Annotated in this window: 20 protein-coding genes; 13 read left to right on the top strand and 7 right to left on the bottom strand. The window is 62.2% G+C overall.

All coding sequences use genetic code 11. The annotated features are described in order from the left end of the window. Positions 1-29 precede the first annotated feature (29 nt). Positions 30-1865, top strand: a complete 1836-nt coding sequence (locus CLV45_RS03050; protein WP_100334919.1) for a M61 family metallopeptidase — start codon at positions 30-32, stop codon at positions 1863-1865. A gap of 75 nt (positions 1866-1940) precedes the next feature. Here the strand turns inward: CLV45_RS03050 and CLV45_RS03045 are convergent, their stop codons facing one another. After that, on the bottom strand, positions 1941-2669 hold the full coding sequence (locus tag CLV45_RS03045) for a Bax inhibitor-1/YccA family protein (protein ID WP_100334918.1): 729 nt from the start codon (positions 2667-2669) through the stop codon (positions 1941-1943). 122 nt (positions 2670-2791) lie between these two features. Here CLV45_RS03045 and CLV45_RS03040 point away from each other — a divergent pair, with 122 nt between their 5' ends. After that, positions 2792-4009 (top strand): MFS transporter, encoded by a 1218-nt coding sequence (locus CLV45_RS03040; protein WP_100334917.1) that lies wholly within the window; start codon positions 2792-2794, stop codon positions 4007-4009. Here the strand turns inward: CLV45_RS03040 and CLV45_RS03035 are convergent. After that, positions 4006-4659, bottom strand: coding sequence for a hypothetical protein (locus CLV45_RS03035; RefSeq protein WP_100334916.1), 654 nt, complete (start codon positions 4657-4659; stop codon positions 4006-4008). The genes CLV45_RS03040 and CLV45_RS03035 overlap by 4 nt on opposite strands. Positions 4660-4791: 132 nt before the next feature. Between CLV45_RS03035 and CLV45_RS03030 the strand changes: the two genes are divergently transcribed. Both CLV45_RS03030 and CLV45_RS03025 read left to right on the top strand, forming a co-directional pair. Next, a complete protein-coding gene (locus tag CLV45_RS03030) occupies positions 4792-5382 on the top strand; it encodes a hypothetical protein (protein ID WP_100334915.1) in 591 nt (196 codons plus the stop codon). A 98-nt stretch (positions 5383-5480) separates the two neighbouring features. Beyond that, positions 5481-6494 carry an MBL fold metallo-hydrolase gene (locus tag CLV45_RS03025; RefSeq protein ID WP_100334914.1) on the top strand — a complete coding sequence of 338 codons (1014 nt, stop codon included), beginning with the start codon at positions 5481-5483 and terminating at the stop codon, positions 6492-6494. A 76-nt stretch (positions 6495-6570) separates the two neighbouring features. Here CLV45_RS03025 and CLV45_RS03020 read toward each other — a convergent pair whose 3' ends face one another. Beyond that, positions 6571-7968, bottom strand: a complete 1398-nt coding sequence (locus CLV45_RS03020; protein ID WP_157807250.1) for a T9SS type A sorting domain-containing protein — start codon at positions 7966-7968, stop codon at positions 6571-6573. A gap of 325 nt (positions 7969-8293) precedes the next feature. Here CLV45_RS03020 and CLV45_RS03015 point away from each other — a divergent pair, with 325 nt between their 5' ends. The 7 genes from CLV45_RS03015 (at position 8294) to CLV45_RS02985 (ending at position 15209) form a co-directional block, all read left to right on the top strand. After that, complete coding sequence (locus CLV45_RS03015; protein ID WP_100334912.1) at positions 8294-9772, top strand: sodium:solute symporter; 1479 nt, start codon at positions 8294-8296, stop codon at positions 9770-9772. Between the two features lie 114 nt (positions 9773-9886). Beyond that, positions 9887-10375, top strand: coding sequence for an energy transducer TonB (locus CLV45_RS03010; protein ID WP_100334911.1), 489 nt, complete (start codon positions 9887-9889; stop codon positions 10373-10375). A 121-nt stretch (positions 10376-10496) separates the two neighbouring features. Then, complete coding sequence (locus CLV45_RS03005) at positions 10497-12332, top strand: ABC transporter ATP-binding protein (protein ID WP_211289895.1); 1836 nt, start codon at positions 10497-10499, stop codon at positions 12330-12332. A gap of 102 nt (positions 12333-12434) precedes the next feature. Further along, positions 12435-13073, top strand: a complete 639-nt coding sequence (locus tag CLV45_RS03000; protein WP_100334909.1) for a hypothetical protein — start codon at positions 12435-12437, stop codon at positions 13071-13073. Between the two features lie 7 nt (positions 13074-13080). After that, a complete protein-coding gene (locus tag CLV45_RS02995; RefSeq protein WP_100334908.1) occupies positions 13081-13638 on the top strand; it encodes a hypothetical protein in 558 nt (185 codons plus the stop codon). A 14-nt stretch (positions 13639-13652) separates the two neighbouring features. Continuing rightward, positions 13653-14186, top strand: coding sequence for a hypothetical protein (locus CLV45_RS02990; protein WP_100334907.1), 534 nt, complete (start codon positions 13653-13655; stop codon positions 14184-14186). 120 nt (positions 14187-14306) lie between these two features. Further along, a complete protein-coding gene (locus CLV45_RS02985) occupies positions 14307-15209 on the top strand; it encodes a DUF2911 domain-containing protein (protein WP_100334906.1) in 903 nt (300 codons plus the stop codon). 198 nt (positions 15210-15407) lie between these two features. Here the strand turns inward: CLV45_RS02985 and CLV45_RS02980 are convergent, their stop codons facing one another. The 4 genes from CLV45_RS02980 to CLV45_RS02970 form a co-directional block, all read right to left on the bottom strand. Beyond that, a complete protein-coding gene (locus CLV45_RS02980; protein WP_100334905.1) occupies positions 15408-17111 on the bottom strand; it encodes a sodium:solute symporter in 1704 nt (567 codons plus the stop codon). Next, positions 17108-17242, bottom strand: coding sequence for a hypothetical protein (locus CLV45_RS25430; protein WP_262496860.1), 135 nt, complete (start codon positions 17240-17242; stop codon positions 17108-17110). The genes CLV45_RS02980 and CLV45_RS25430 overlap by 4 nt, the downstream gene beginning before the upstream one ends. A gap of 546 nt (positions 17243-17788) precedes the next feature. Next, a complete protein-coding gene (locus CLV45_RS02975; protein WP_100334904.1) occupies positions 17789-18490 on the bottom strand; it encodes a phosphatase PAP2 family protein in 702 nt (233 codons plus the stop codon). A 423-nt stretch (positions 18491-18913) separates the two neighbouring features. Continuing rightward, positions 18914-21529: a PIG-L family deacetylase gene (locus CLV45_RS02970; protein ID WP_100334903.1), complete on the bottom strand. Its 2616-nt coding sequence runs from the start codon at positions 21527-21529 to the stop codon at positions 18914-18916. Between the two features lie 283 nt (positions 21530-21812). On the opposite strand from CLV45_RS02970, the gene CLV45_RS02965 reads away from it, so the two are divergent. After that, complete coding sequence (locus CLV45_RS02965; RefSeq protein WP_100334902.1) at positions 21813-24104, top strand: T9SS type A sorting domain-containing protein; 2292 nt, start codon at positions 21813-21815, stop codon at positions 24102-24104. A gap of 274 nt (positions 24105-24378) precedes the next feature. Then, positions 24379-26043, top strand: a complete 1665-nt coding sequence (locus CLV45_RS02960) for a S8 family peptidase (RefSeq protein ID WP_100334901.1) — start codon at positions 24379-24381, stop codon at positions 26041-26043. The last annotated feature ends 153 nt before the right edge of the window (positions 26044-26196 follow it).

The following is a 26196-nucleotide window of genomic DNA, read 5'->3' as shown; positions in this document are numbered from 1 at the left end:
TTAGGCATCCATCCTCGTTTTTCTTTTCTATGCGGAAATCCGCCGCCACTTTTCTTCTCGCCCTGGCCCTCCCCTTCGGAGCCCTGGCCCAGGCCCCCGTGCAGTACACCGTGGCCTTTCCCAACGCCGTGCACCACGAAGCCCAGGTTACCGTCGTCTTTGCGGAGCTGCCCAGCGGGCCGCTGCAGGTGCGCATGGCCCGCAGCTCGCCCGGCCGCTACGCCCTGCACGAATTCGCCAAAAACGTGTACGACGTGAAGGCTACCGACTCGAAAGGCAAAGCCCTGACCGTGAGCCGGCCCGACCCCTACGGCTGGGACGTGAGCGGGCACGACGGCACCGTGCGCTTTACCTACACCCTGTTTGGCGACCGGACCGACGGCACCTACGCCGGCATCGACGCCATCCACGCCCACCTGAACATGCCCGCTACCCTGGCTTTTGCCCGCGGCCTGGAGCAGCGCCCGGCCGAGGTGAAGTTTGAGACGCCCGGCGGCTGGCAGGTGGCCACCCAGCTGCGCCCCGACCCGGCCAAGGGTACGTACTACGCCCCCCACCTGCAATACCTGATGGATAGCCCGACTTCCCTGGGCTCCCAAAAAGTGCGCTCCTGGCAAGAGCAGGGCCGTACCATTGAGCTGAACGTGCTCTATGAAGGCACCGAGGCCGAGCTGGACGACTACACGGCCAAAACCAAGAAGATTGTGAAGGAGGCCGCCGCCGTTTTCGGAGGCCTGCCCGAGTATGATTTCGGCCGCTACACCTTCGTGGTCAACTACCTGCCCCAGACCAACTCCGACGGCATGGAGCACCGCAACTCGACGTCGGTGACCAGCAACCGGCAGCTGCGCGGCGACGACGTGATGAACAACCTGGGCACCGTGTCGCACGAGTATTTCCATAGCTGGAATGTGGAGCGCATCCGCCCCCGCGACCTGGAGCCCTTCGACTTTGAGCGCGCCAACATGAGCAACTCGCTTTGGTTTGCCGAGGGCTTCACCCAGTACTACGGCGACCTGATCATGCGCCGGGCCGGGGTGTTTACCGACGACCAGTACTGCCAGTACACCCTCAGCGGCGTGGTAGGCGCCATGCTCAACTCCCCGGGCGCGGCCCGCTACTCGCCGGTGCAGATGAGCCAGCAGGCCCCTTTCGTGGATGCCGCCGCCGCCATTGACCCCAACAACCGCGGCAACACCTACCTGTCGTACTACTACATCGGCGCGGCCAACGCCCTGGCCCTGGACCTGCTGCTGCGTCAGAATCACAAGACCACGCTCGACGCCTACATGCGGGCCGTGTGGCAGCAGCACGGCAAGGAGCAGCAGAACTACGCCCCGGCCAAGCCCTACACCCTGCCCGATTTGCAGCGAATTTTGGGCGAAGTAAGCCGGGACACGGCTTTTGCCGGGCAGTTTTTCCGCCAGCATATTCTGGGTCATGAGCTGCCCAAGTTCGACGAGCTACTGGCCCCGGCCGGCCTCACCGTGCGCCGCGCCCGGGCCGGGCAGGCCAGCTTGGTGAGTCGCCTGAGCTTTAACCCCGCCGACAGCACCGCCAGCCTCGGCAGCACCTTGGTGGGCAGCCCGCTCTACCAGGCCGGCCTCGACCGGGAAGACGTACTGCGCAAGATTGACGGGCAGCGCCTGAGCAGCGCCAAAGCCGTGCAGGAACTGCTGGCCGCCCACAAGCCCGGCGACGTGGTGCCGGTGGAGTACCGCACCCGCGGCGGCATTCGCACCACCCAGGTCACGCTGGCCGAAGACCCCACGCTGGAAGTTGTGACCAACGAAACGGCCAAAAAGCCGGTGACCAAGGCCATGAAGAAATTCCGGGACGACTGGCTCAGCAGCAAGGCGAAGTAAAGCACTGAGTCAACTGAAAGCAAAACGGGCCGCCCATAGTGGGCGGCCCGTTGGGTTTGTACCTGGTTCGAAGTCTTACCGGCGGCGGCCGAAAAAGCGCAGCAGATACAGGAACAGATTCACAAAATCGAGGTAGAGCGTGAGGGCGCCCCAGACGGCGGCTTTGCGGTCGGCCCCTTCGTCGCCGTAGCCGATAAAGGCCAGGCCCTTTACTTTCTGGGTGTCGTAGGCGGTGAGGGCCACAAACAGCGCGACGCCGATGAAGCTGGTAATCCAGTACAGCATCGAGCTGGCCAGGAAGATATTCACCACTGAGGCAATGACGAGGCCAATGAGGGCCATGAACAGCAGGTTGCCCCAGCGGCTCAAATCGGTGCCCGTCACGAAGCCGTAGAGGCTCATCACCCCGAACGTGCCCGCCGTGATAAAGAAGGTGGAGGCAATGGACTCGGCCGTGTACACCATGAAGATGATACCCAGCGTGACGCCGTTGAGCAGGGCATAGCCGGCAAAGGCCCCGACGGCCTGGTTGGGCGTCATCTCAAACAGGTTGCGGCTCAGATAGCCCACCACGAATAGCTCCAGAATAATCAGGCCGAAAAAGACCAGCCGGTTGCCGAATACCAGCTCCTGAATTTCGGGCGAAGCGCCTACCAGCATGGCTACGCCGCCGGTTAGGGCCAGGGCGCCGGCCATCCAGCCGTAAACCTGGGTCATAAAGCGCACCTGAATCTGGGTGGCCTCCTCGGCCGGAATAATCACCTGGGGCTGCTCGGGCTGATTTTCGGGGTTAAACTCTTCCATAAGGGTAAACTGGGTTCAGAAGTAAACAATAGGGTCCCGCTAAAGTACAGCTCCGGAGCAATAAAGCCTATTGCCAGACGCCTACATTTGTCTTTCACTCATTTGGCCGCCCGGCCGCTGTAATGCCCAAAGACTTCCGGCTCGCGCTGCTCTACGCCATTATCCTGCTCGACGTGGTGGTGGGCGCGGCCATTGGGCCCATTATGCCCGAGTTTGTGCGCGGCCTGCCCAAGCCCCAACTATGGCTGTCGTTGGGGACGGCGCTGTTTTTGGGCGTGCAGCTCTTTGCCGCCCCGGTGCTGGGCAAGCTCTCCGACGGCTTCGGGCGCCGGCCGATTCTGCTCTTGTCGGCGGTGGGCACTTTGCTGGCCAACGGCCTGCTGCTGCCGGTACGGGCCGGCCTGTACTTTGTCAACCGGCTCAGCGACGGGTTTACCAACGGCATGTACGCCACGGTCCGCTCGGCCATTACCGATATTTCGCCGCCCGAAAATCTGTTCAAGAATCTGGGGCTGGAAGGCGCCATCATTTCCCTGGGCTTCGTGCTGGGGCCCATGGTGGCCGGCGCCTTGCTCACGGTGGCCGCCGTGGAGCCCGCCCAGCAGGCCCGCTACGTGGTGGGGCTGGCCGTGGGCCTGGCCGCGGTAAATATTGCCCTGAGCCTGCTGCTGCGCGAAACCCACACCCGGCCCAACGGGGTGCGGGGCGCCGAGCTGCGGGCTGAACTGAGCCGGGCCCTCAACGTGCTGACCATCTGGAGCCGGCTGCAAGCCAAGGACCCCGACGGCCGGCTCCGCACCATCGTGCTCATGCAGGTGGCCCTGACGATGAGCACCGGCTACTATTTCTACTTCGTGCCCTTCGCCAGCCTGGGCCCGCAGCAGATGGACGCCCGGGCCTTGTCCTACTTTTTCATGTATTTCGGGGCCCTAAGCATTGCCATCAACTACGGCTTCTACACCTTCCTGGCCGATAGGCTCAACAAGCCCCGGGCCATTTTCTGGCTGGCCCTGGCCAGCGTCCCGATTCTGGGCGCCTACGGCCTGATTGGTGCTTCCCGCCCGGCCCTCTACGTGGTAGTCACGCTCGACTGCCTCACCATTTCCCTGATTCAGGGGCTGCTGGAAGGCTTGCTGGCCCAGCGCACCACCGAGGCCGACCGGGGCGAAATCTTCGGCCTGAACCAGGCGGTGCAGGGCCTGGCCAGCTTTACCACGATTCTGGTGGGCGGGGCCTTGTCGGTGGCACGGCTGGAGCTGCCCTTCGCCTGGTTTGCCCTGTGCGTGGGAGCCGTGGCCTGGCAAGCCGGGCGCCTGCTGCGGGCCAGTTCGGCGGCTTAGCTTTCCCGGTAAATCCGGAAGCAAACCAGCAGCACCAGCATGACGCCGCCCAGCACCATGATGCGCAGGCCGTGGAGCCGGTCGGGGGCGCTGAAGGCGTGCACCCGGCGGCCGTCGGGCAGGGTTTTACGGTGGGTATACAGGTGCCAGCCAATGAAAAAGGCAAACAGGCCGCCCAGCAGCGCCGTGGCGTAGCCCCACAGAATCCAGGCTTTCTGGGAGGGTTCGGGCCGGGCCAGGTCGGCGGTGCGCTGCTGCCGCAGCAGGCGGGCCGCCTCGGGGCTGATAACCGTGCCGCGGTCCTGCAGAATCTGCCGGGCCAGGGTCACGTCGAAGCTGTTCCACTCGTCGGGCTTGAGCAGCACGTCGGCCAGCTCGGCATCGGTGAAGGTGAACAGGTAGTGCCCCGGGTCGACCTGGCCGATGAGCTGCTGGTTCTGGTCTTCTTCCAGGCCACGGGCCGTTTCGAAGTCGGCCGCCTGCAACTTTACCACGAAATGGGTGCTCGTCTGGTTATGCGCAAAGCTGGGGTCGAAGCTGGGCTTATCGAAGCTGGTTTCGAAGGGCACCGCGTGCTGCCGCAGCAGCTCCAGCAGCGGGGCGGCAACTTCCGGGTTGGGAAACTGTTGGTAGAAAACGAAGTCGGTCATAACAAATACTAGTAAGGACCCGCTAAATAGAGAAATTTTACCGCGGGGCCCGCCGCGGGCATTCTTTTTCCGGCCGCATCGTTTCGTATCTTGTTGACCTTACCGAGTCGTTACTTCTCTTTTCCCTTGGCTATGCATCGTTCTATCCTCACCGTTGCAGTACTGCTGGGCGTATCAGCCGGGGCCGCCCGGGCCCAAACCACCACCCTGCCTACCGCGCCCGTACCCGCCGACGCGGCCCCCAAGCTGGGCCTGGTCGGGCCGCGGGCCTCGTACAGCATGAGTGCCGGCTTTGTCACGGCGGGGCGGTTCGGCTCGGCTTCCTACCTCACGCCCCTGGCTTCCTACCAGCTTACCAAGCGGTTTTCGGTGTTTGCGGGGCTCACCTACATGCACATCGTGCCCGGCATTGGGGCCACTACGCCCGAGGGCGCCCGCACCATTGGCCTCAGCGGCCTGAACCGCTACCTCATCCAGGGCGGCGGAGCTTACGCCTTGTCGCCGCGGGTGACGCTGGTGGGCTCGGCCTGGAAAGACCTGACCCCGAACACCTTCGGCAACGGCGTAAACCCCTACGCGGGCTTCAGCAACCAGGGCTCGGGCGTGAATATGCGGGCCGACTTCAAAATCACTGAGCACATGACCATTTCGGGCGGCGTGCGGGTGTCCAACGGCGTGGCCCCGGGCTACTCGCCGTATTCCCTCGGTCCGTTCGGCTACTAAGCCCGCCGTTTTTTACAGTAGAATACGCAGGCCCCGGGAAGTTTCCGGGGCTTTGCTGTTTCTTTGGCGCCCGTCGTTCTACTCCCTTAGCTGCCCGCATGGCCCGTACTACTTACCTGCGCAACGAACAACTCCGCACCGTGAAAGCCGGTTACCCCGGCAACAAGCTCTTCGGTAGCCAATTTGCCAACGGCGAGGAGCTCTACACGCCCGAGTTCAGCAACGTGCTGCGCTGGAAACTCCTGACCGAAAACCCGCAGAAGGAAGAAAAGAAAGCCGACACCTGGGCCCCGGCCGTGGTGAACTGCGCCGAATTTCTGGCGGGCCAGGACGACGGGCTGGTGTGGCTGGGCCACGCCTCCTTCGTGCTGCGTACCCAGGGCATTACCCTGCTCTTCGACCCGCTGCTGTTCGATTCCACGTTTCTGAAGCGCCGCCACCCCCTACCCTGCCGCCCCGAGGAACTCACCACTATCGACCTGCTGCTGCTCAGCCACGGCCACCGCGACCATCTGGACGAGGCGTCCATTAAGCTCGTGGCCCGGCAGAACCCCGGCCTGCGGGTGCTGACTTCCCTGCGCATGGCCCCGCTGCTCACGGGCATGGCCTCCACGCTGCAGGTGCAGGAAGCCGGCTGGTGGCAGCAGTACGACCTGGGGCCCGACGCGCCGCTGGACATCTACTACCTACCCGCCGCCCACTGGCACCGCCGCGGCCTCACCGATTTAAACAAGGTGCTCTGGGGCAGCTTTCTGATCCGGACCCAGGACAAGCTTATCTACTTCGGCGGCGACTCGGCCTACGCCGACCATTTCGAAGACATTGAGCGCCAATTTGGCCCCCTCGACATCTGCCTGCTGGGCATTGGGGCCTACAAACCGGCCTTTATGATGCAGCTCAGCCACACCAACCCCCATGAGGCGGCCAAGGCGGCCAACGTGCTGCGCGCCGGCCACCTGGTGCCCATGCACCACGGCACCTTCGACTTGAGCGACGAGCCGGCCTCCGAACCTATCCGGACCCTGCAGGAAGTGGCGGCCGGCGGCATGCTGCGGGCCGAACTGCACGCGCCGAAAGTAGGCGAAGTAATGCCCTGGCAGCAGTGGGAATAATGTAGCCGTACCCCCAAAAAAGGCCGGCCCACGTTGCGTGAGCCGGCCTTTTAGTTTCAGATGAGCTGTCGGTTCGTTATTGCCGTACCACTTTCTTCACCACCAAACCCGCGCTGGTGCGCAGCTGCACGGTGTAAAGCCCGGCGGGCTGGCCGCTCAAATCGAGGTGCATCCGGCCCGGCTGGAGCACTACGCGCTGCACTACTTGGCCCAGCCCATTGACCACTTCGGCCGGCGTAGCTTCCCGCAGGCCCGGCAGCTCCAGCGTGACCAAGCCCGTCGTCGGGTTAGGATACAGCTGGGTCTGGGCGGCCAGGGCAGCGTTGGGCTGCACGCTCAACGTGACGCTCTGAAAGTCGCTGAAAAAGTATTTGTACTGATAGACGTAGGTTTTACTCATCGAGTCGAAGTGCTGGCGCACCTCGCGCACCACGTCGTTCATAGGGTTGTAACGCAACTCGTGCTGCTCGCCCTGCTCCAGCCTCCAGCCTTGGCCGCTCCATTCTTCATACGTAAAGGCCAGCTGGTTGCCGAAGTCATCGTAGAGCATGGTAGAGCGCCAGCCCAGATTCCACCCCGACTGCGGGTAACCGTACCGCTCCAGCACCATCTGGTAGCTGCCGTTGGGCTGATACACTATTCGAGTCCGGTTGTCGGGGCCCCAGCCACTGCCCAACCAGGATTCCAGTTCGGAGTAGATAATGCGGTTCCGAACGTCGCGCACGATGTTGATGGTGCGTTGCGTATTCACGAAAGCGCCGTTTGTCCACTGCTGCGACACCTGCGCGCTGTAGTACAGGTCCGTGGGCGCGGCGTAGTTATACTGCCGCCGGTAGCTTACCTGGTAGGTCTTGGTCGTTGCGCTCCAGACTTCCTCCGTTTCCTGCTGCACAGCCCCGACCGGCGTGTAGGTCACCGCCGTCCGGGAGCCGTAGGTCTGCTGCCAGGCGCTGTTTTCCCACACAAACACCTCATACAACACTTGGTGGTCGTGGGCGTCGTACTGGTTTATGGTCCGGTAGGTATTCACCCAGGCCCCATTTACCCAGTCCTGGGCCACGTATTCGGTTTGCTGGCTGTGGCTGTTGTAAGAGGTCAGGGTGCGGTTCATGATGCTCCAGGCACTGCCCGACCAGGTTTCGTACTGGGAAGCCGTCTGGTTACCGGCTCCGTCGTAGGCGTAGGTGAAGCGCGCCTGGGGCCGCTGCGTAGCCGAGTCGGCAAACTGCACCAGCGTCGGCTTGCCCAGGCTACTGTAGGCGTAAGTGCCCACCGTCGCGGCCAACGACCAGCGGCGGGTAGCCGCGTCCCAGCTGTAGCTACTCATGCGGCGGGGCTGCTGCCCGGCGGCGCGGACCCTTACCGCCTCCACTTGCGCTTGGTCGAGAGACTTGGCCAGCACTGGGGCCGTCTGGGCCCGCGCGAGCCCGCCGCCAAGAAAGCCGAAGCTCAAAAGTAGTAGCTGTTTCTTCATAGTAGTCAGACGCTTAGCCATTCAACAGGTAACAAAGCTACCCAAACTCCACCGGCTTCGCATCATCCGCCGCCTATAAATAGGGCCCCTGCCCGCCTTTTGGCCGCACTTAGCATAGTCCCGTCAGAATCCAAAAACAACCTAACTGCCTTCCCGCCGCCTACCTTGGAAAAAGCTTAGACCTTCTAGCCATCTCCCCGCCATCTTCCCCGGGTCTTACTACCGGCTTCAATCTGGTTTTTATCCAAAATACTCGCCGACTCCGCATCTTTTCCCGCCAGTCCCGGCCGGCGGCGTATCTTTACCCCTCCATTTGCTGCCCGTTATGTCCCCTACCCTGGTTCTGAGCCTGATTGCCGGCTACTTCACCATCCTTATCGTCATTGCCCTGCTCACCTCGCGCAAAGCCACCAGCGCCAGCTTTTTCGTGGCCAACCGCAACGTGCCCTGGTACATGGTGGCCTTCGCCATGATTGGCACTTCGCTCTCGGGCGTGTCCTTTATTTCGGTGCCGGGCATGGTCAAAGCCCAGGCCTGGAGCTACATGGCCGTCGTTATGGGCTATCTGGTGGGCTACCTCGTTATCGGCACCGTGCTGTTGCCGCTGTATTATCGGCTCAACCTGGTCAGCATCTACACCTACCTCGAGCAGCGCTTCGGCTTCTGGAGCTACAAGACCGGGGCGGCCCTGTTCCTGATTTCGCGCGCCATCGGGGCGGCCCTGCGCCTCTACGTGGTGGCCGGCGTGCTGCAAGTGGCCGTCTTCGACGACCTGGGCGTGCCCTTCGCCGTCACGGTGGCCGTCAGCATCCTGCTCATTTACCTCTACACCTTCCGCGGGGGCCTCAAAACCATCCTCTGGACCGACACCTTCCAGACCCTGGCCATGCTCACCTCGGTGGGCATCTCGGTCTACCTCATTTCCGACGAACTCAACCTGGGTTTCAAGCAGGTTATCCAAACCGTGCGCGACTCGGAGATGTCGCAGGTGTTCTTCTGGGAGTGGACCGACTCGCGCAAGTTCTGGACCCAGTTCATTTCCGGCATGTTCATCACCATCGTCATGACCGGCCTCGACCAGGACCTGATGCAGAAGAACCTGAGCTGCCGCTCCCTGGGCGACGCCCAGAAGAACATGTTCTGGTTTGCCCTCATCCTGGTGCCGGTCAACGTGCTCTTCCTCTCCCTGGGCGTGCTGCTCTACCAGTACGCCGCCGCCAAGGGCATTACCCTGCCCGTGAATGCCGCCGGTAAGGTCATCGGCGACGACGTCTTCCCGCTGCTGGCCACCGAGCACTTCTCCCTCTTTGCCGGCATCGTCTTCATCCTGGGCATCATTGCCGTAACGTACTCCTCCGCCGACTCCGCCCTGACGGCCCTGACCACCTCCTTCTGCGTCGACTTCCTGACCATCAGCAAATACCCCGAACAGCGGCAGCGCGTGCTGCGCCAGCGCACCCACCTCATGTTCACGGTGGTGCTGGTCATTATCATCCTCATCTTCCGCCTGCTCAACGACCAGAGCCTGATTTCGGCCGTCTTCAAAGCCGCCGGCTACACCTACGGGCCGCTGCTGGGCCTCTTCAGCTTCGGCATCTTTACCCGTCGCCAGCTCCACGACCGGTTCGTACCCTGGATGTGCGCCTGGCCGCCGGTGTTCTGCTACGTGCTCAACGCCAACTCCAAGGCCTGGCTGGGGGGCTACGAGTTCGGCTTCGAGATTCTGCTCGTCAACGGCCTGCTGACCTTCCTGGGCCTGCTGGCAATTTCGCGCCAGCCCGCCGCCGAATTGAACCCTGCCTAGCCCAGGTTGTTTAAGCAGAAGCCGCGGGCATGGGCTTTCCGTGCGTACCTTTGCGGGCCTCCCGCCGCCGGCTTGTGCTTTCCTAACCAGGCAGTTTTTCGGCGCCTTGCTTCCATGAAACATCTTTTCTTCATCTTCCTGGCCCTAGGTTTGACCCTGGGCTCGGCCGGGCGGGTTCAGGCCCAGCAGCCAGCCCCGGCCCAGCAGCCCATTGTGCTTAAGCCCGGCCGGATGCAGGCCCAGGCCCGCCCGGCCGCCAACCGCCCCGACGTGCCCCCGCAGTACGTGGGCGGGGCCCCGGCCCTGAGCCGCTTTTTTCAAGAGAATGTAAAGTATCCGGAAGCCGCCCGCGTCAGTAAGGTTACCGGCACGGTGCTCACCAGCTTCACCATCAGCGCCGAGGGCCGGGTAACCAGCCCGAGCGTAGTGAAAAGCCTCAGCCCCGAGTGCGACGCCGAAGCCCTGCGTGTGCTCGCGCTGATGCCGGCCTGGAAGCCCGCCACCCGCAAGGGCCAGCCCGTGCCCATCCAGGTGCAGCTGCCCGTCCCGTTTGGCGACGCCAGCACGCTAAAGGTGGAACAGGGCAAAACGAAGTTTGAGTAAGAAATATGTTTAGCTAGTAGTGCCTAGTGTTTGGTTTGTAGCGGGTTGTATGGGTGCTGGCACCCGCTCCATGCCCTACGCTACGCACCAGGCCCTACGCACCAGGCACTAAATACCCAGAATGGCCAGAAGTGGAATGAATACCAGCGGCACGACCCTTGATCCGGACGTGCCCAAGAAGAAAATAACCAAGGAAAGCTTCCGGCACGGCCTGCGGATTTTCCGCTACGTGCTGCCCTACCGCGCCAAGTTTATCGTCGGGCTGCTGCTGCTGGCCTTGTCCAGCGCCACCACCATGTGCTTTCCCTGGGTGATTGGCAAGCTCACCGACACGGCCAACGGCAAGCCCTTCGTATTGCCCAACGGCCTGACGGTCAGCATCAACCAGATTGCCCTGGGCCTGTTTGCCGTGATTCTGCTGCAGGGCCTGTTCTCGTTTGGCCGTATCTGGCTCTTTACCCAGGTCAGTGAGTACACCGTGCGCGACATTCGGCAGGCCCTCTACGCCAAGTTCGTGAGCCTACCGATTCCCTACTTCGAGAAAAACCGGGTGGGCGCCATTACTTCGCGCATCACTTCCGACGTGGGCCAGATTCAGGACTCCTTCTCGCTGACCCTAGCCGAGCTGTTCCGCCAGGTCACCACGCTCATCGTGGGCGTCACGTTCATCATGCTCGTGTCGGTGAAGCTGTCCTTGTTTATGCTGCTCACCTTTCCACCCATCGTGCTGGTGGCCATGGTATTCGGGCGCAAAATCCGGGTGCTGGCCAAGGCCACCCAGGATGAGCTGGCCAAAACCAACGTCATCGTGGAAGAAACTCTGCAGGGCATCAACACGGTGAAGGCCTTTACCAACGAGCAGTTCGAAACCCGGCGCTACACGTCGTCTTTGACCAAAACCGTGCAGGCGGCCCTGCGCAGCAACCTCTACCGGGGCGGCTTCGTCTCGTTTGTCATCATCGGTTTGTTTGGCGGCATCATCCTGGTGCTGTGGCGGGCGGCTTCCCTGGTAGCGGCCGGCCAAATGACCATCGGCGACCTGACTTCCTTTGCCCTCTACACCATCTTCATCGGAGCTTCCGTGGGTGGCCTGGGCGAGTTGTACGGCAAGGTGCAAAGCACGCTGGGCGCCTCCGAGCGGATTCTGGAAATCCTCGATGAGCCCAGTGAGCCCACCCACCGGCCCCGGGTGGCGGGCACGGCCCCCTTGCAGGTGCGCGGCGACATTGAGTACCGCAACGTGGCCTTCAGCTACCCTACCCGCCCCGATTTGCCGGTGCTCAAGAACATCGACTTCGACATTCAGGCCGGGGAGAAAATTGCCCTGGTCGGCCCCAGCGGGGCGGGCAAAAGCACCATCGTGCAGCTGCTCATGCAGTTCTACGAGCTCAGCGGGGGCAAAATCCTCGTCGATGGCCGCGACCTGCAGCTCTACGACCTGACCGAGCTGCGCCGCCACATTGGCATCGTGCCCCAGGAAACCCTGCTCTTCGGCGGCTCTATCCGGGAGAACATTGCCTATGGCAAAACCGACGCTACCGACGAGGAAATCGAGGCCGCCGCGCGCAAGGCCAATGCCTGGCAGTTCGTGTCGACCTTCCCCGAAGGCCTCGACACGGTGGTCGGGGAGCGGGGCGTGAAGCTCTCGGGCGGGCAGCGGCAGCGCATTGCCATTGCGAGGGCCATTCTGAAAAACCCCGCCATCCTGATTCTGGACGAAGCCACCTCCGCCCTCGACTCCGAGAGCGAGAAGCTGGTGCAAAGCGCCATGGATGAACTCATGCAGAACCGCACCAGCATCATCATTGCCCACCGTCTGAGCACTATTCGCAAAGTCGACAAGATCCTGGTTATCGACGGGGGCCGCATCGTGGAGCAAGGTAGCCACGACGAGCTCAGCCACAGTGAAAACGGGCTCTACGCGAATTTGCTGAAGCTGCAGCTGGAGGTAAGCTAGCCTGCGGCAGGGTATTATCGAATAATCAAAAGGCGAGGCTTGGGCTTCGCCTTTTCGATTTGCGGTGCTTATTGTTACCTTAATTGGCTTCTCTTCTAAACTATGGCCAACAGCGCTGCTTACCATACTCGTCGCACGAGCTTCCGGGTTTCGCTTGAGATGGCGGCCCTGACTGGCATTGCCCTGAGTTTATGCCTTCTATTGGCTTCTTCCGGGCCCTTACGCAGTGCGACTCCACCGGTACAGCTTCCTCTTACGTACGGTCAACCACCGACCTGCATCCTCCTTGATAATCCTCCCATCATTATTTCCCTGGACGCGCAGAATCGGGCGTATCTAGAAACCGATTCATTGACGCAAACCTCTCTGGTTCAGTATGTCGCGCGCCAGCACGGTATATCATTCACCGCTGCGGAACTGCAGCAACTGGGGCAGCTTCCCTTTTTAAGCCAGAGCATCGAGCAGCTACCCGCGTGGCTTTCGGCATCGCCAACCCAACGACGAGACTACGCCGTGGGTATTCCCGTGGCACCCGGCAACGACCAGCTTTCCGAATACATTGTGGCTAGTTCTAACCTGTATGTGACTTTGTATTCGCCTTCCTACTTTAGCGCTGGAATCTGTCCACACTTTCGCATCCGGGCCGATGCGCGCTTATCCTTTGCGCGGGTAAGGCAGATCATGCGTGTATTGCAAAATCAGGGCATCAACCGCTTCGACTTCGTTGTCAACTATCAGTAATTCCGTAATGGCCGGGCCTGCCCTATTCGCGACGTCTATTGAGGTAGCGCCCTGCGCCGTTTCCTTCGCCGAGTTCCAGGCCATCCACCAGGAGCAGCAGCGGCGGCGCTACCCCGACGAGAAGCGGGAGCCCCGGCCGGCTACCTCCGACCCGTGGAAAGTGAAAGTGCAGCGCTGGGCCGCCATAGTAGCAACCGGCGCGGCCCTCGGCTTTTGGTTCCGGCCGCGCGCCTGGGTGAGCTGGGTGGTCCTGGTTACGGTTTCCAGCGTGCTGGGCCTGGCCTACCAGTGGTGGGAATACCACCGGGCGTACCGGCAGTTGCCCAGTCAGCAGCAGGCCACCGGCTTTACCGTTGAGCCGCCCGGCGTTAGGATTACGCAGGGCGGCAGTTCGCGCTTTTTCCGGTGGGTTGAGTTCTACAGCATTCAGCAGGTGCCGGGCTGGGTCTTACTCTATACTTCCGTCGAGCAGTGCTACTACCTGAACCTGGCCCTGGTGCAGGCGCCGGCCACGGCCGAGCAGGTGCTGGCCCTGCTGCCCAAGCCGGGTGCGGCAGCCGAATAAGCATCTTTGCCGCTATGCCCAGCATCACTTTACGGCCGGTTACCTTATCCCCGGCCGACTACGTTTCGATTAATTACCGGCTGTGGAACCAGCGCATGAGCACCCGCCGCAGCAATTGGCTGCTCGGCGGTGCCCTCACGCTGCTGGCCATTAGTGTTGTTTATACCCTGGGCCAGAATTCCTGGCAGCTCACCTCCTGGACCAACCCGGTACTACTGGCGGCGGGCCTGGCCTTCCTGGTGGGCCGCGGGCAATTTGTGCGCTGGCTGCTGCGGCGGGGCTACGAAAAAAGCCGCGCCGGACTCAGCCGTAGCATGGTGTACACGCTGCTGCCCAACGAGCTGCAGGGCCAGAGTGAGCTAGTCCAGTTTTCCCTGCACTGGTCGGCCATCCGCAAAGCGGTGTGGGTGGAGCCCCACTGGCTGCTGCTCTACCCCACCGAGGCCGCCTGCTACTACCTCGACCTGCGCTGCCTGCCCGCCCCCACCTCCCTAGCCGACGTGCGGGAGCTGCTGATGGCCCAGGCCATTGCGCAGCACGAGGCCTAAGCCCGGCCAACCCAATGAGCACCCTGCGCCAATATTTTTAGCAAATCCTGACTTCAAAAGGCCCTTGGTGTAGCAGATTTCCCTATTTTTACCCGGTCTAACCTCCACAATCCCCTCTTTATGCTCTCTACTTCTCTGCTGAAGTCCTCTTCCCGCACCCTGGGTGCGACCCTGCTCGTGAGTGGCCTGCTGCTGAGCGGCGCCGCCTCGGCCCAGATTAGCACGCCGGCGGCCAGCCCCAAAAGCACTGTCACCCAGCGCGTGGGCCTCACCGACATTACCATCACCTACTCCCGTCCCAGCGCCAAGGGCCGGGCTATTTTCGGCGACTCCACCACCAAGGCCGTGGTGCCTTACGCCAAGCGCTGGCGCACCGGGGCCAACCAAACCACGACCATCAAGTTTTCGGATGACGTGATTCTGGAAGGCAAGAAGATTCCGGCCGGCGAATACGGCCTCTACACCATTCCGGGCAAAACCATCTGGACGGTGGTGCTCAGCAAGAACACCAAGCAGGGGGCCGACGTGGCGGGCTTTAAAGCCGCCGACGACGTAGCCCGGATTTCGGCCAAGCCCCTCAAGCTGGCCAATAAAGTCGAGACGTTCACCATCAACTTCTCGGACCTGACGCCCTCCACGGCCAACGTGGACATGCAGTGGGAACTGACCAGCGCCAAGTTCAAAATCACGACGGACGTGGACAGCAAGGTAATGGCCCAGATTGACGAGAAGGTCATTAAAGGCAGCAACGTGAGTGCCAACGACTACGCCGCCGCCGCCGTCTACTACCTCGACAACGACAAGGACATGAAGCAGGCCCTGGCCTGGATTCAGAAAGCCAACGAGAAGGACCCTAAGTTCTGGAACGTGCACACCGAGGCCAAAATCCGGCTGAAGATGAAGGACTACAAGGGCGCTACCACGGCCGCCGAGCAGTCGAAGAAGCTGGCGGTAGAAGCCAAGAACACCGACTACGCCAAGATGAACGACGAGCTGATTGCCCAGGCCAAGAAAGCCAAGTAGCCGTTAATGTGAGAAATGTGGTTGAATGTGGGGAATGTGTCCTTGCGAGGCGTGAGCCGAAGCAATCCGTCCTCTGCTGGTGACCAACGCTCTTTTACCAGAAAGCCCCTTACTACCGCGCGTAGTAAGGGGCTTTTTACTTTTGAGGGCGTAGTAATTTCAGCGGACTGATGGCTTCGCGCTGCTCGCAAGGACAGGCTAAGCGGACTGTGGCACTGGCTGGGGGCGGAGTTGCTGCAGGGCTAAGGCAATGCCCATAACCAGGGCGCAGCCGATGATATTGTACCAGAGGTAGGCCACGTCGGTGGTGAAGAAGAGCAGGAAGATGAGCAGCTGGGTGATGATGGCCGCCCGTAGGACGGCCCAGCTACCGATGCTCTTCATGAAAAAAGCCACTACGAAAATACCCAGGATGGTGCCGTAGAAGATGGAACCCAGGATGTTGACGGCCTGAATCAGGTTTTCGAGGCGGGCGGCAAACAGGGCGAAGCCGATGCCGAGCACGCCCCAGCCGATGGTGGCCCAGCGCGAGGCCCGCACGCAGTGCAGCTCGCTCAGGTGGGGCCGGCTGGGGCGGTAGAGGTCGATGATGGTGGTGCTGGCCAGGGCGTTGAGGCCGGCGGCGGCGGAACTCATGGCCGCGCTGAGCACCACGGCAATGAGCAGGCCCACCAGGCCCCGGGGCAGGTACTGGAGCACGAAGGTCAGGAAGACGTAGTCGGTGTCTTTGGCTTCGGCGGTGGGGGCAGCTTTTTTGAGGAAGTCCTTGGTGGCAGCGCGCAAGCCCTGGGCGGCGGCCTCGGTGGTTTGCAGGTAGGCTTGGGCGGCCCCAATCAACTCGGCATTCTCGGTTTGCAGGGCCCGCACCAGCTCGGTGGTGGCGTCACGCTTGGCGGCAAACGTAATGGCCTGGCGCTGCTCCAGCTCGTGGAGGCCCCGGGCGTACTGCGGATTTTTGGCAATCTGCTCCCGCACCGGAATGTTGAAGGTGAGCGGGGGCTGATTGAACTGGTAAAACACGAAGAGCAGCACGCCAATGAGCAGAATGCCGAACTGCATGGGCACTTTCACCAGGCCGTTGAAGAGCAGGCCCAGGCGGCTTTCGGTGATGCTCTCCCCCGAGAGGTAGCGCTGCACCTGGCTTTGGTCGGTGCCGAAGTAGGACAGGGCCAGGAACAGGCCGCCGGTCATGCCGGTCCAGAAGTTGTAGCGGTCCTTGGGGTCGAAGTGGAAGTCGATGAGGTTCATCTTGCCGTGGAAGCCGGCCACCTGTACGGCCTCGGTGAAGCCCACCCCGGCGGGCAGGTAGTGCACCAGCAGGTAGCCGGCCACAACCATACCGGTGAAGATGACGGCTACCTGCCACTGCTGGGTAACGGCCACGGCGCGGGTGCCCCCGGCCACGGTGTAGCTGATCATCAGCCCGCCGATGAGCCAGACGGTCAGGCTCACGTTCCAGCCCAGGATGGCGGATAAGACCAGGGCCGGGGCGTAGAGCGAGAGGCCGTTAGAGAGGCCGCGCTGCACCAGAAACAACAGGGCGGCCAGGGTGCGGGTGCGGCGGTCGAAGCGGGTTTCGAGGTATTCGTAGGCCGTGAAGACGCGCAGGCGCTGGTAGATGGGCACGGCCACGGCGGCAATGAGCACCATGGCCAGGGGCAGGCCGAAGTAGAACTGGATAAAGCGCATCCCGTCGTCGTAGGCCTGGCCGGGGGTGCTCAGAAAGGTGATGGCCGAGGCCTGGGTGGCCACGATGCTCAGGCCGATGCCCCACCAGTTGGCCTGCCGGCTGCCCAGCAAATAGGCGTCGAGGGTGCGACCGGCGCGGCGGGTGCGCCAGGTACCGTAGCCAACAATAAACAACAGGGTGCCGCCGAGCACCAGCCAGTCGAGGAGGCTCATGCGAAGAGGCGGGTCAGGTAGAGGAACAGGGCCAGCTCGGCCCCGAGGGCGGCCAGCACCAGGGTGTACCAAGACCGCCAGGACGACAGCAGCGGGGGTTTCTCAGAATCGGGCGGAGTAGTAGCGGGCAAGGGCGGCGGGGTTAAGGTCGGCAATTTAGTTGTTCGTTGCTAGTTGATAGTTGGTAGTCAATAGTTGGTAGGATGTCATTGTTACTTGGTAGGGAACAAGTGGCGCACGGTAGATGATGCCTGACTGATGGTAGTTACTATCTGACTAGTGGTTGTTGCTGTCTGATGATCGGTAGTTGCTAAGTGTCGGGTGGTAGTTACTATCTGGCACATGGTAGTTGGTGGCTGACTGATGGTAGTTGATAAATGACGGGTGATAGAGGCTGTCTGATGCATGGTAGTTGTTATTTGTTACCCGGTAGATGACAATTGGCGGCTGGTTGGGAATGTGGGCCAAACGGGTGGTACGCTCTGCTGCGGGCGGCTCCGCCCCTGTTTGGCCGGGAGTTGATTTACACAAAAAAGGCCCTGTACTACCGGCGTAGTACAGGGCCTCAGGGCGTTGGCATAACGGTGGCGGGGCAGCGGCGGTAGGACCTACCGCTTGCTACGCGGAAAATGCTGCCGGGGCCGTTACGGATGATGGGTGAAAAGCGGAGCATGGGATTACTCTTCGCCGACGGGGACGGGGACGGGGACCAGGGCCGCCTGGGGGCCGGCAATGGCGGGGAGCTGGGTGAGCTGGCCGGCCAGGAAGGTGAAGAGCACGACCAGCCAGCCCGAGAAAAGCACGTCGGAGAGGTAGTGCATGTCGAGCACGAGGCGGCCCAGGCCGATGAGCACCGGGAAAAGCAGCAGCGGCAGGCGCCGCTGGGGAAAGGCCACGGCCAGGGGCACAAACAAACTGGCGTAGATGGCCGTGTGGGTGGAGGGAAACGAGCCGGTGTTGGGGGTGTCGTAGCCGAAGCCCAAATCGTGGTAGGCGCCGGCAAACAACGCCACCGGACGCAGGCGCAGCAGCACGCCCTTGAGTACCCGGGCCGCCACCATGCTCAGCTCGTGGGTGAGCAGCAGCACCAGAAACAGGCCGGCGGCCGGGCTGCGCAGCACCCAGCGGCCCACGCCAAAGGCCAGGGCCAGCCCCAGAAAAACGACCGGAATACCCAGCAGGTGGGCCATGCTCAGCTCGTGGAGCTGGTCGGCGCGGCTGGTGAGGGCCTCGAAGAAGGGTCGGGCCGGGGCGCAGTGCTGGTGCAGAAACAGGGCCAGGGGCTGGTCGAAAAAGGGAATGAGCAGCAGGCAGGCGGCGAGCAGGCCGATGGTCAGGCGCAGAAACTGGCGGGGGGTAAGCAGCGCGGGCGCGGGCATAGGCAGCGGGACGGGTGGGGCGTGAAGCTACGCAGTTGAGCCCAGCAACCGCAAACGGCGGCTGATTCGTTCCGTTTGGCAGTATGTGTTCCGGCCACCAGCGCCTGGACTCGTTGCACGCGCCCGTTCGTTGCTAGGCGCAGCCGCCCCCCTTAGAGCACTAAGTAGACGCATGTTCGCATCTCCTCAGTGAGCGAGACAGGGCTAGCAACGTCCGCTACGATTGAGACGCAAGTAGGCGTCTCCACGCCCTTTTACCAGAAAGCCCCTTACTACTGCAGTAGCAAAGGGCTTTCTGGTAAAAGGGCGAGTTGTGCTGCGCAGAGGACGGATTGACGCCGCTTTATACGCGGTATGGCTTCGCCCGCAATGACCCGAGAATTAGCACCTCAGCCCATTCAACCACATTCGCACATTACCCCCCTACTTGCCCAAGGACACCATGTTGGTGAGCAGGCGGTAGGCGCCGGGGACGCCGGCGGGCAGCTCGCGGAAGAGCGAGAGGCCGGTGTAGATGTAGTGGCCCTTGCCGTAGTCGGCGACGAGGATGGCGCTTTCCTTGGCCGTTTCGCCGGGGTCGTGGCTGCTGATGACTGTTTGGTATTTGGGGTCCCAGGTGCTGGGGTAATAGAGGCCCTGCTCCTGCACCCAGCCTTCGAAATCCTTGCTGGTGATTTTGTTAGGCGTGTTCAGCAGGGGCTGCTTGGGGTTGAGGAAGGTCACGGCGGCGTTTTCGACGGTGACCCGGTCGGCGGAGAGCTTGAGCGGGTACGGGCCGATTTCGGGCAGTACGGTGCCCCGGTTTACCACGTACTGCACCACCACGTTGCCGCCGTTTTCGACGTATTTGAGCAGGTTGGGCTGGAGGGTTTTGAGCCGGTCGAGGGTATTGTAGGCCCGGATGCCGAGCACCACGGCGTCGAAGCGGCGCAGGTAGTCGGGGCTGATGTCGTCGGGCTTGAGCAGGGTCACGTTGTAGCCGATCTGGCGCAGGGCGTCGGGCACTTCGTCGCCGGCCCCCATCAGGTAGCCGATTTCCTGGCCCTTGCGCTTGAGGTCGAGCTTGACGAGCGGGGCCACGGCTTCGGGAAACAGCGTCTGGGTCGGAATGTGGTTGTACTGAATTACCTGGTAGCCGCGCGAATAAGCCTGACCATCAACGGTGGCTACGGCTTTGACTTCGGATTTGCCTTCGGCGGCGCCGGGGCCGGGCTGCACCTGGAACAGCACGGTTTGCTCGGCGTCCTTGGTGGCGAGGTCGAAGGCGGCGGTGGCGGGCTGAGCTTTCCAGCCGGCGGGCAACGTCAGGGCCAGGGAGCCTTTGACGCCAGCCTTACCGGCGCGCAGGGTCACGGGAATGGTTTTGGGGGTGTTGTCGGCGAAGACGTAGGCCCGGCCGCCGATGTTGACGGCCACGGGCGGCACGACGGTGAGGGGGCGGTACTTCTCCCCTTCGACCGGGTCGGTGCTTTTGTACTGGACGGGAACCCGGAGATGGAAATAATTATCGAGCCCTTGATTGGGCCCGAAGGCCACCATTTGGTAGAGCTGCGGATAAATTGGATTCTGCGGCTCCCCCACCAGATCCTGCTCCAATACCTTAATGGGTGTCCGCATCCGCTGCTGGCCTTCCTGCAGCTGCTTGGGCAACCGGTACATCCCAACGCTACCCGGCTCCAGCAGCCAGTAGGGCTGCGACACGACGAAGTTTTCGGGCAGTTCGGCATTGACGCGCCGCACCAGGGTTTGATTCGGGCGCAGCGTCCAGAGAGAATCCGCTTCCGAGTCGATACCTAGAAATAGTTGACCACGCAAGTATACGTTGGCGCTAGAGCGGTTCAGGGCCTGAATAGTCACTTGCAGCGGCTGCCCGGGCGCCACGGTGGCCGTGTTGGCAGTTGCTTCGATGTACAAGCCCATACAGGCCTGGAGCAGTTGCTCTACTTCGGCCATTTTTTCCTCTTTCCAAAACCCCTCATCCGGGTTACCCTTCGCTCCCGGCTGCTCAGAAATGCCCTTTTCTGGCCAACTGTCTATAGCTTTTTTCACCAAAGCCAAGCCCGCTACACTAGCCGCCGGGTTACTCGGGTCATACTTGCGAATTACCTCGTCAATCAGCTTGCCCACGGCCGCGCCGCCTTTCACTCGGTTCCAGCTTTGGTCGATGCCTTCGAAGGGGTCTTTCGTGGCTTTGTCGCCTTTTACCTGCTGCAAGTATTCCAGCGCCTCACCGCGGGTAGCACTGGAGCCGAAGCCCTGGCTTTTGTGCTGGGAGCGGCTGCGGGCCGCAATTTCGCCGTAGCTCTGGCCCAGCAGGGGGTTATAGCCACCGGCGTCGAGCTTGAGGTAGCCATCCATGTTTTCGCCGGGCTTCACGAAGAAGGAGCCGGTGTTCCAGAACAGGCGCTTGGGCTGCCACACCTGTACGTACTTCAGCTGCTCGGGGAAGCGCTTGGGGTCGCCGGCGGCGTCGAAGGCTTCGGCGGCCAGGATGGCGGAGGCGGTGTGGTGGCCGTGGCCGGCGCGGGCGTCGGGCGGGAAGCGGGTGATGAGCACGTCGGGCCGGCGCTGGCGAATCACCCAGACCATGTCGGCCAGCACCTGCTCCTTGTCCCAGATGGTGAAGGTTTCCTCAGCGGTTTTGGAGAAGCCGAAGTCGTTGGCGCGGGTGAAGAACTGCCGGCCGCCATCGATGCGGCGGGCCGCCAGCAGCTCCTGGGTGCGGATGACGCCGAGCTGCTCGCGCAGCTCGGGGCCGATGAGGTTCTGGCCGCCGTCGCCGCGGGTGCAGCTCAGGTAGCCGGTTTCGAGCAGGCGGCCGTTGGCCATATAGGCAATCAGGCGGGTATTTTCGTCGTCGGGGTGGGCGGCCATGTATAGCACCGAGCCCAGAACGTTGAGCTTTTTCAGGCCCAGCAGGATTTCCGAGGAGGTGTAGGTCTTGGGCGCCTGGGCCGTGGCGGTGAATGAGTGAATGAGCGACTGAGTGACTAGTAAGGCCAGCAGGGCGGCGCGCAGACGAAAGGCAGAAAAACGCATAAACGGGGAAAAGTGAAGCGTAGGGCGTAAAGATAGGAGCCGCTGCTAGTGGTAACCGCAAACCGGCCCAAGGTTCTAGCGGGCCGCGGCCTTACCGGCGCCTTTGGGCGCGACAGTGCTGAGGTGGCTTTGCTGGGCAGGGAGCAGCTACGGGCACGGGCAGCCAGCTTCGGTTGCGTTATTCCTATTCCATAGGACTTCAAATTATTTAAACATTTAAATATTATTTATAACGATTTACATAATTTATCTTGGTGTACTACCACACCTTAGCAGTACACCCATGAAAAAAATTTCCCCTTTGCTACTGTTACTCTGCACCCTAAGTATCGTTTTGCCCCGTCAGAGCTGGGCGCAGTACCAAACGCCAACGCTCGACGGGGTCATCACCGCCGGCGAGTACGGCGACGCCCAAAACCAGGTAGCCAACGGCATTACCTGGTACATGACCTGGGATGCCAGCTATATCTACGTGGCCGTGGAAGCCAATAAGTCCACCCTACCCGCGGTGCTCTTCTTCGACACCGACCCGGCCCTGCCCGCTACCGGCAGTGAAGGCACGCTCAGCGGCATTCAGTACACGACCGGCAATATGCAGGCTACCGTGACCCCGCCGTTTCAGGCCGACCGCGCCTTTTTCCTGGACAACAGCAAAGTGGAGTACTACGCGGCGGGCAGTGGGCTGTGGTCGGGCGCTACTTCCGTCGGGGCCACCAGCACGGCCCCGGTGGCGGCCCCAGCCATTGCCGATTTGGTCACCAAGGTGGTGGGCAACGCCAGCGTGCGGGAACTGCGCATTGCCCGCAGCGCCCTGAGCCTGTCGGCCGCCGGGGCGTTCAACTGGCTGGGCTACAACATTTATACGCCCACCGGCAACCTCAAAATCACCGACGGCTGCGTGCCCATTACCAATGAGGGCGGCTATCTGGCCACCGCCACGGCCGCACGCTACGCCCCGTATTACTACACCGTATCCAACTCCGGCAACGGCAGCGCGGCCACCAAGCCCTTCAGCCAAACCAGCTTTATGGCCCCTACCGCCGCCCAGGCCGGCACCAGCAGCATCGACTTGGGCAGCTTCAGCGTGTATGATTTCATGCTCAACTCGCCGGGCCTGACGGTGCGCAACGCCGGCTCCTGGACCATAAACGGCAACATGATGGTGCAGCAGGGCACGCTCGACATGAATACCAGCAACGCCAACGTGGTGGTCAAAAAGAACTTCACCATCGGCAGCGGGGCCACGTTCAAGCACTCCACCGGCAATGCCAACCTAACCGTCAGTGGCAACATGAATGTGGCGGGTACCTTCCTGCCGGGTACTTCCCGGGTTACGCTCGACGGCCCCGGCTCCCAGCAGATTGCCAGCGGCACGTACTACGGCCTGTATATTCCGGGCTCCGGCACCAAAATCCTGGCCGGCGACATCACCATTCTGGCCCGCCTGAGTTTGACGGCCGGCGTCCTTGAAACCGGGGCCAGCAAGGTAATCTTGGCCGTGTCGCCGACGGATCCGGGCAATATTGCGCTAACTGAAACTGGCCCGGGCTACATCCGGGGTACGGTGCAGGCCACTGGCGACGTGCCGGGCCCCAACAACTACCAGTTCAGCGGCATCGGTCTGACGTTGGCCCCCAGCTCGGGCACTTTACCCCTGGGCGTCACCACCGTTACGCGCTACACGGGCGGCTACAAAACCGGCGGGGCCTTTGGCACCGGCAACAACGCCCTGAGCCAAAGCGCCCTGCGGCAGTACAAGGTGGAAGCCACCGAGCAGGAAGGAATCGACTTTAAGCTCATCTTCAGCTACCGCGACGATAACCCCAGCGAGCTGACCTACGGCTACGTCGACAACGGGACGCAGAAAACGTATTCGATGGATGAGAACTACCTGGAGCTGTTTCGCACCACCGACCCCAACGGCGGCACCTGGCAGAACATGCACGCCACCACCCGCGACGCGGACCTGAACAAAATAACCGTGGTGCGCATCCGCGACTTTTTGAAAGGCAATTTCTTTACCCTGGCCGATATGGCGCGGCCCCTGCCCGTGTCTCTGGTTTCCTTTACGGCCCAGGCCCTCAAGGGCGGGGTGCAGCTGCAGTGGGCCACCGCCACCGAGGACCTTAGCAGGGGCTTTACCGTGGAGCGGCGCGCGGCCGCGCAGCCCACCTGGCAGTCCCTAAAGTACTTGGAAGCCCAGGGCTCAGCCAGCCGGGGCGCCGACTACCGCTACGTGGATGCTACTGCCCAGCCCGGCACCTGGTACTACCGGCTGCGCCAAACCGACCGCAACGACCTGGAAACAGTCCTGCCCGTGGCCGTGGTGACGGTGCGGGAGCCCGGTCCGGGGCTGCAGGCCAGTCCCGTGCCCGCCACCCGGGAGCTGACCATCGACGGGCTGAACCCGGCTTACCCGGTCTACGTGCTCGATGCCCTGGGCCGCACTGTACTGGAGCACCACCCGCTGGGCACCTCGGCCACGCTCAACGTATCCCCGCTACCGGCCGGAATCTACACCGTGCGCACCCAGCAGGAACAGGGTGCGGCGGCCCTGCGCTTTGTGAAACAGTAATCGTTTCGTTTTTTTTACTGCGGGCGTCTTCGTTCCAGGCGGCGGCGGCAGGGTTTCGGCCCGGTTGCCGCCGCCTGGAACGAAGACGCGGCTGTATCTACCTCAGGCGGTTAGACGGGGCACCGGGGCGCTAATGTGCGCGGTCCGGGAACGGACCGGCGCGTAATCGGGGTTATGCGGCCGAGGATTTTTTGCGCGGGCCGCAACTCTTACCGGGCAAACCTTGTCCGTTTCCTATCTTCCGTCTCTATTGTCTTCTCCACACTCTCCCTGCATGCGTCCATTTCCCCGCCCCTGGCTTGCCTACCTCGGCGTGGCGCTCCTGCCATCTTTTGCCGTAGCCCAAAGCGCCGCCCCCGCCACCCCGGCCCCGGCGGTGCCCCAGTGGACCCACCTCGACCCGCAAAAGGACAAGGTCATGGGCATCAGCACCCAGCGCACCTACGACGAGCTGCTCAAAAACCGGACGGCCTCGCCCGTCCTCGTGGCCGTTATTGATGCCGGCATCGACACCACCCACGAGGACCTGAAGCGGGTGCTGTGGAAAAATCCCCGGGAAATTGTCGGCAACGGCATCGACGACGACAAGAACGGCTACGTGGACGACATCCACGGCTGGAACTTCCTGGGCGGCAAAGACGGCCGTAATGTGGACATTGACCTCTACGAGGAAACCCGCCTGGTAGCCAAGCTCAAGCCTCTTTACGAAGGCAAGGCCCGCACCGCCGTGCCCGCCGCCAAGCGCGCCGAGTACGACCTGTACCAGAAGGTAAAAAAGGACTACGCCGACAAGGTGAAAGAGGAAACCGAGCAGTACCAGGAGTACCAGCCCCTGGTCGATAACCTCGCTAGCATCAACGAGCAGCTCAAGGCCGTGCTGGGCGTGGAGCGCGTGGATACGGCCGTGCTGCGCCGCCCGCCGGTGCAGAGCCTCGACGCCAAGCTCCGGCCCAAAATCGAGCAGCTTTCCGCCCAGCTCTACGAAAGCCTCAAATCGTCGGGCCTGCCCGACCTCGATGCGGTAGTAAAGCAGGTGCAGGAAGGCACCACCGAAACCAAGAAGCACCTCGACTACTCGCTCAACCTCGATTATAAGCCCCGCGCCATCGTCGGCGACGACGAGGACAACGTGAAGGACCGCAGCTACGGCAACCCCGACATTACCGGCCCCGACGCGCTGCACGGCACCCACGTGGCCGGTATCATTGCCGCCGACCGCGACAATAACCTCGGCGTGCAGGGCGTGGCCGGCGCTTCGGTACGCATCATGGGCGTGCGGGCCGTGCCCAACGGCGACGAGCACGACAAGGACGTGGCCAACGCCATCCGCTACGCCGTCGACAACGGGGCCCAGATTATCAACATGAGCTTCGGCAAGTACTACTCGCCCCACCGCGACGCCGTGGACGAAGCCATCCGCTACGCCGGCTCCAAGGGTGTACTGCTGGTGCACGCGGCCGGCAACGAGTCGAAGAACGTGGACGTAGTGACCCATTACCCCGCGCCCACGCCCCTAAGCGGCACGGCCTACCCCAACTTTATTACGGTGGGCGCTTCGGGCAGTACTAATGACGCCCAACTGACGGCCAACTTCTCCAACTACGGTAAGAAAGTCGACGTCTTTGCCCCCGGCGTAGGCATTTATTCCACCATGCCCGGCAGCAAGTATGGCAACGAAAGCGGCACCAGTATGGCCGCCCCCACGGTAGCTGGGGTAGCCGCCGTGCTCAAGTCCTACTTCCCCCAACTCACCGCCTCCGACCTGAAGCGCATCATCATGCAGTCGGCCCAGCCGGTGCATACCAAAGTACCGGTACCCGGCGAGAAGAAAACCGTTGACTTCACCCAGCTTTCCAGCACCGGTGGCGTCGTGAACCTCTACAAAGCCGTACAGCTAGCCACCCAGCAAACCCAAAAAGCCCCCAGCTCCGGACAATAGGATTTTAATGTGGGGGAATGTCGATAATGTGAAGGAATGCGTCCTTGGGAGGCGTAACCCGTGACAATCCATCCTCTGAAATGTGCCCAGCCTTCTCAACGGAAAAGCCCCTTCCTACCGCGTGCAGGAAGGGGCTTTTCCGTTGAGAAGGCC

The organism is Hymenobacter chitinivorans DSM 11115, assembly GCF_002797555.1.
Taxonomy (GTDB): domain Bacteria; phylum Bacteroidota; class Bacteroidia; order Cytophagales; family Hymenobacteraceae; genus Hymenobacter; species Hymenobacter chitinivorans.
Note: the sequence above shows the minus strand (reverse complement) of the source record. Positions and strands in the feature narration are given on the sequence as shown.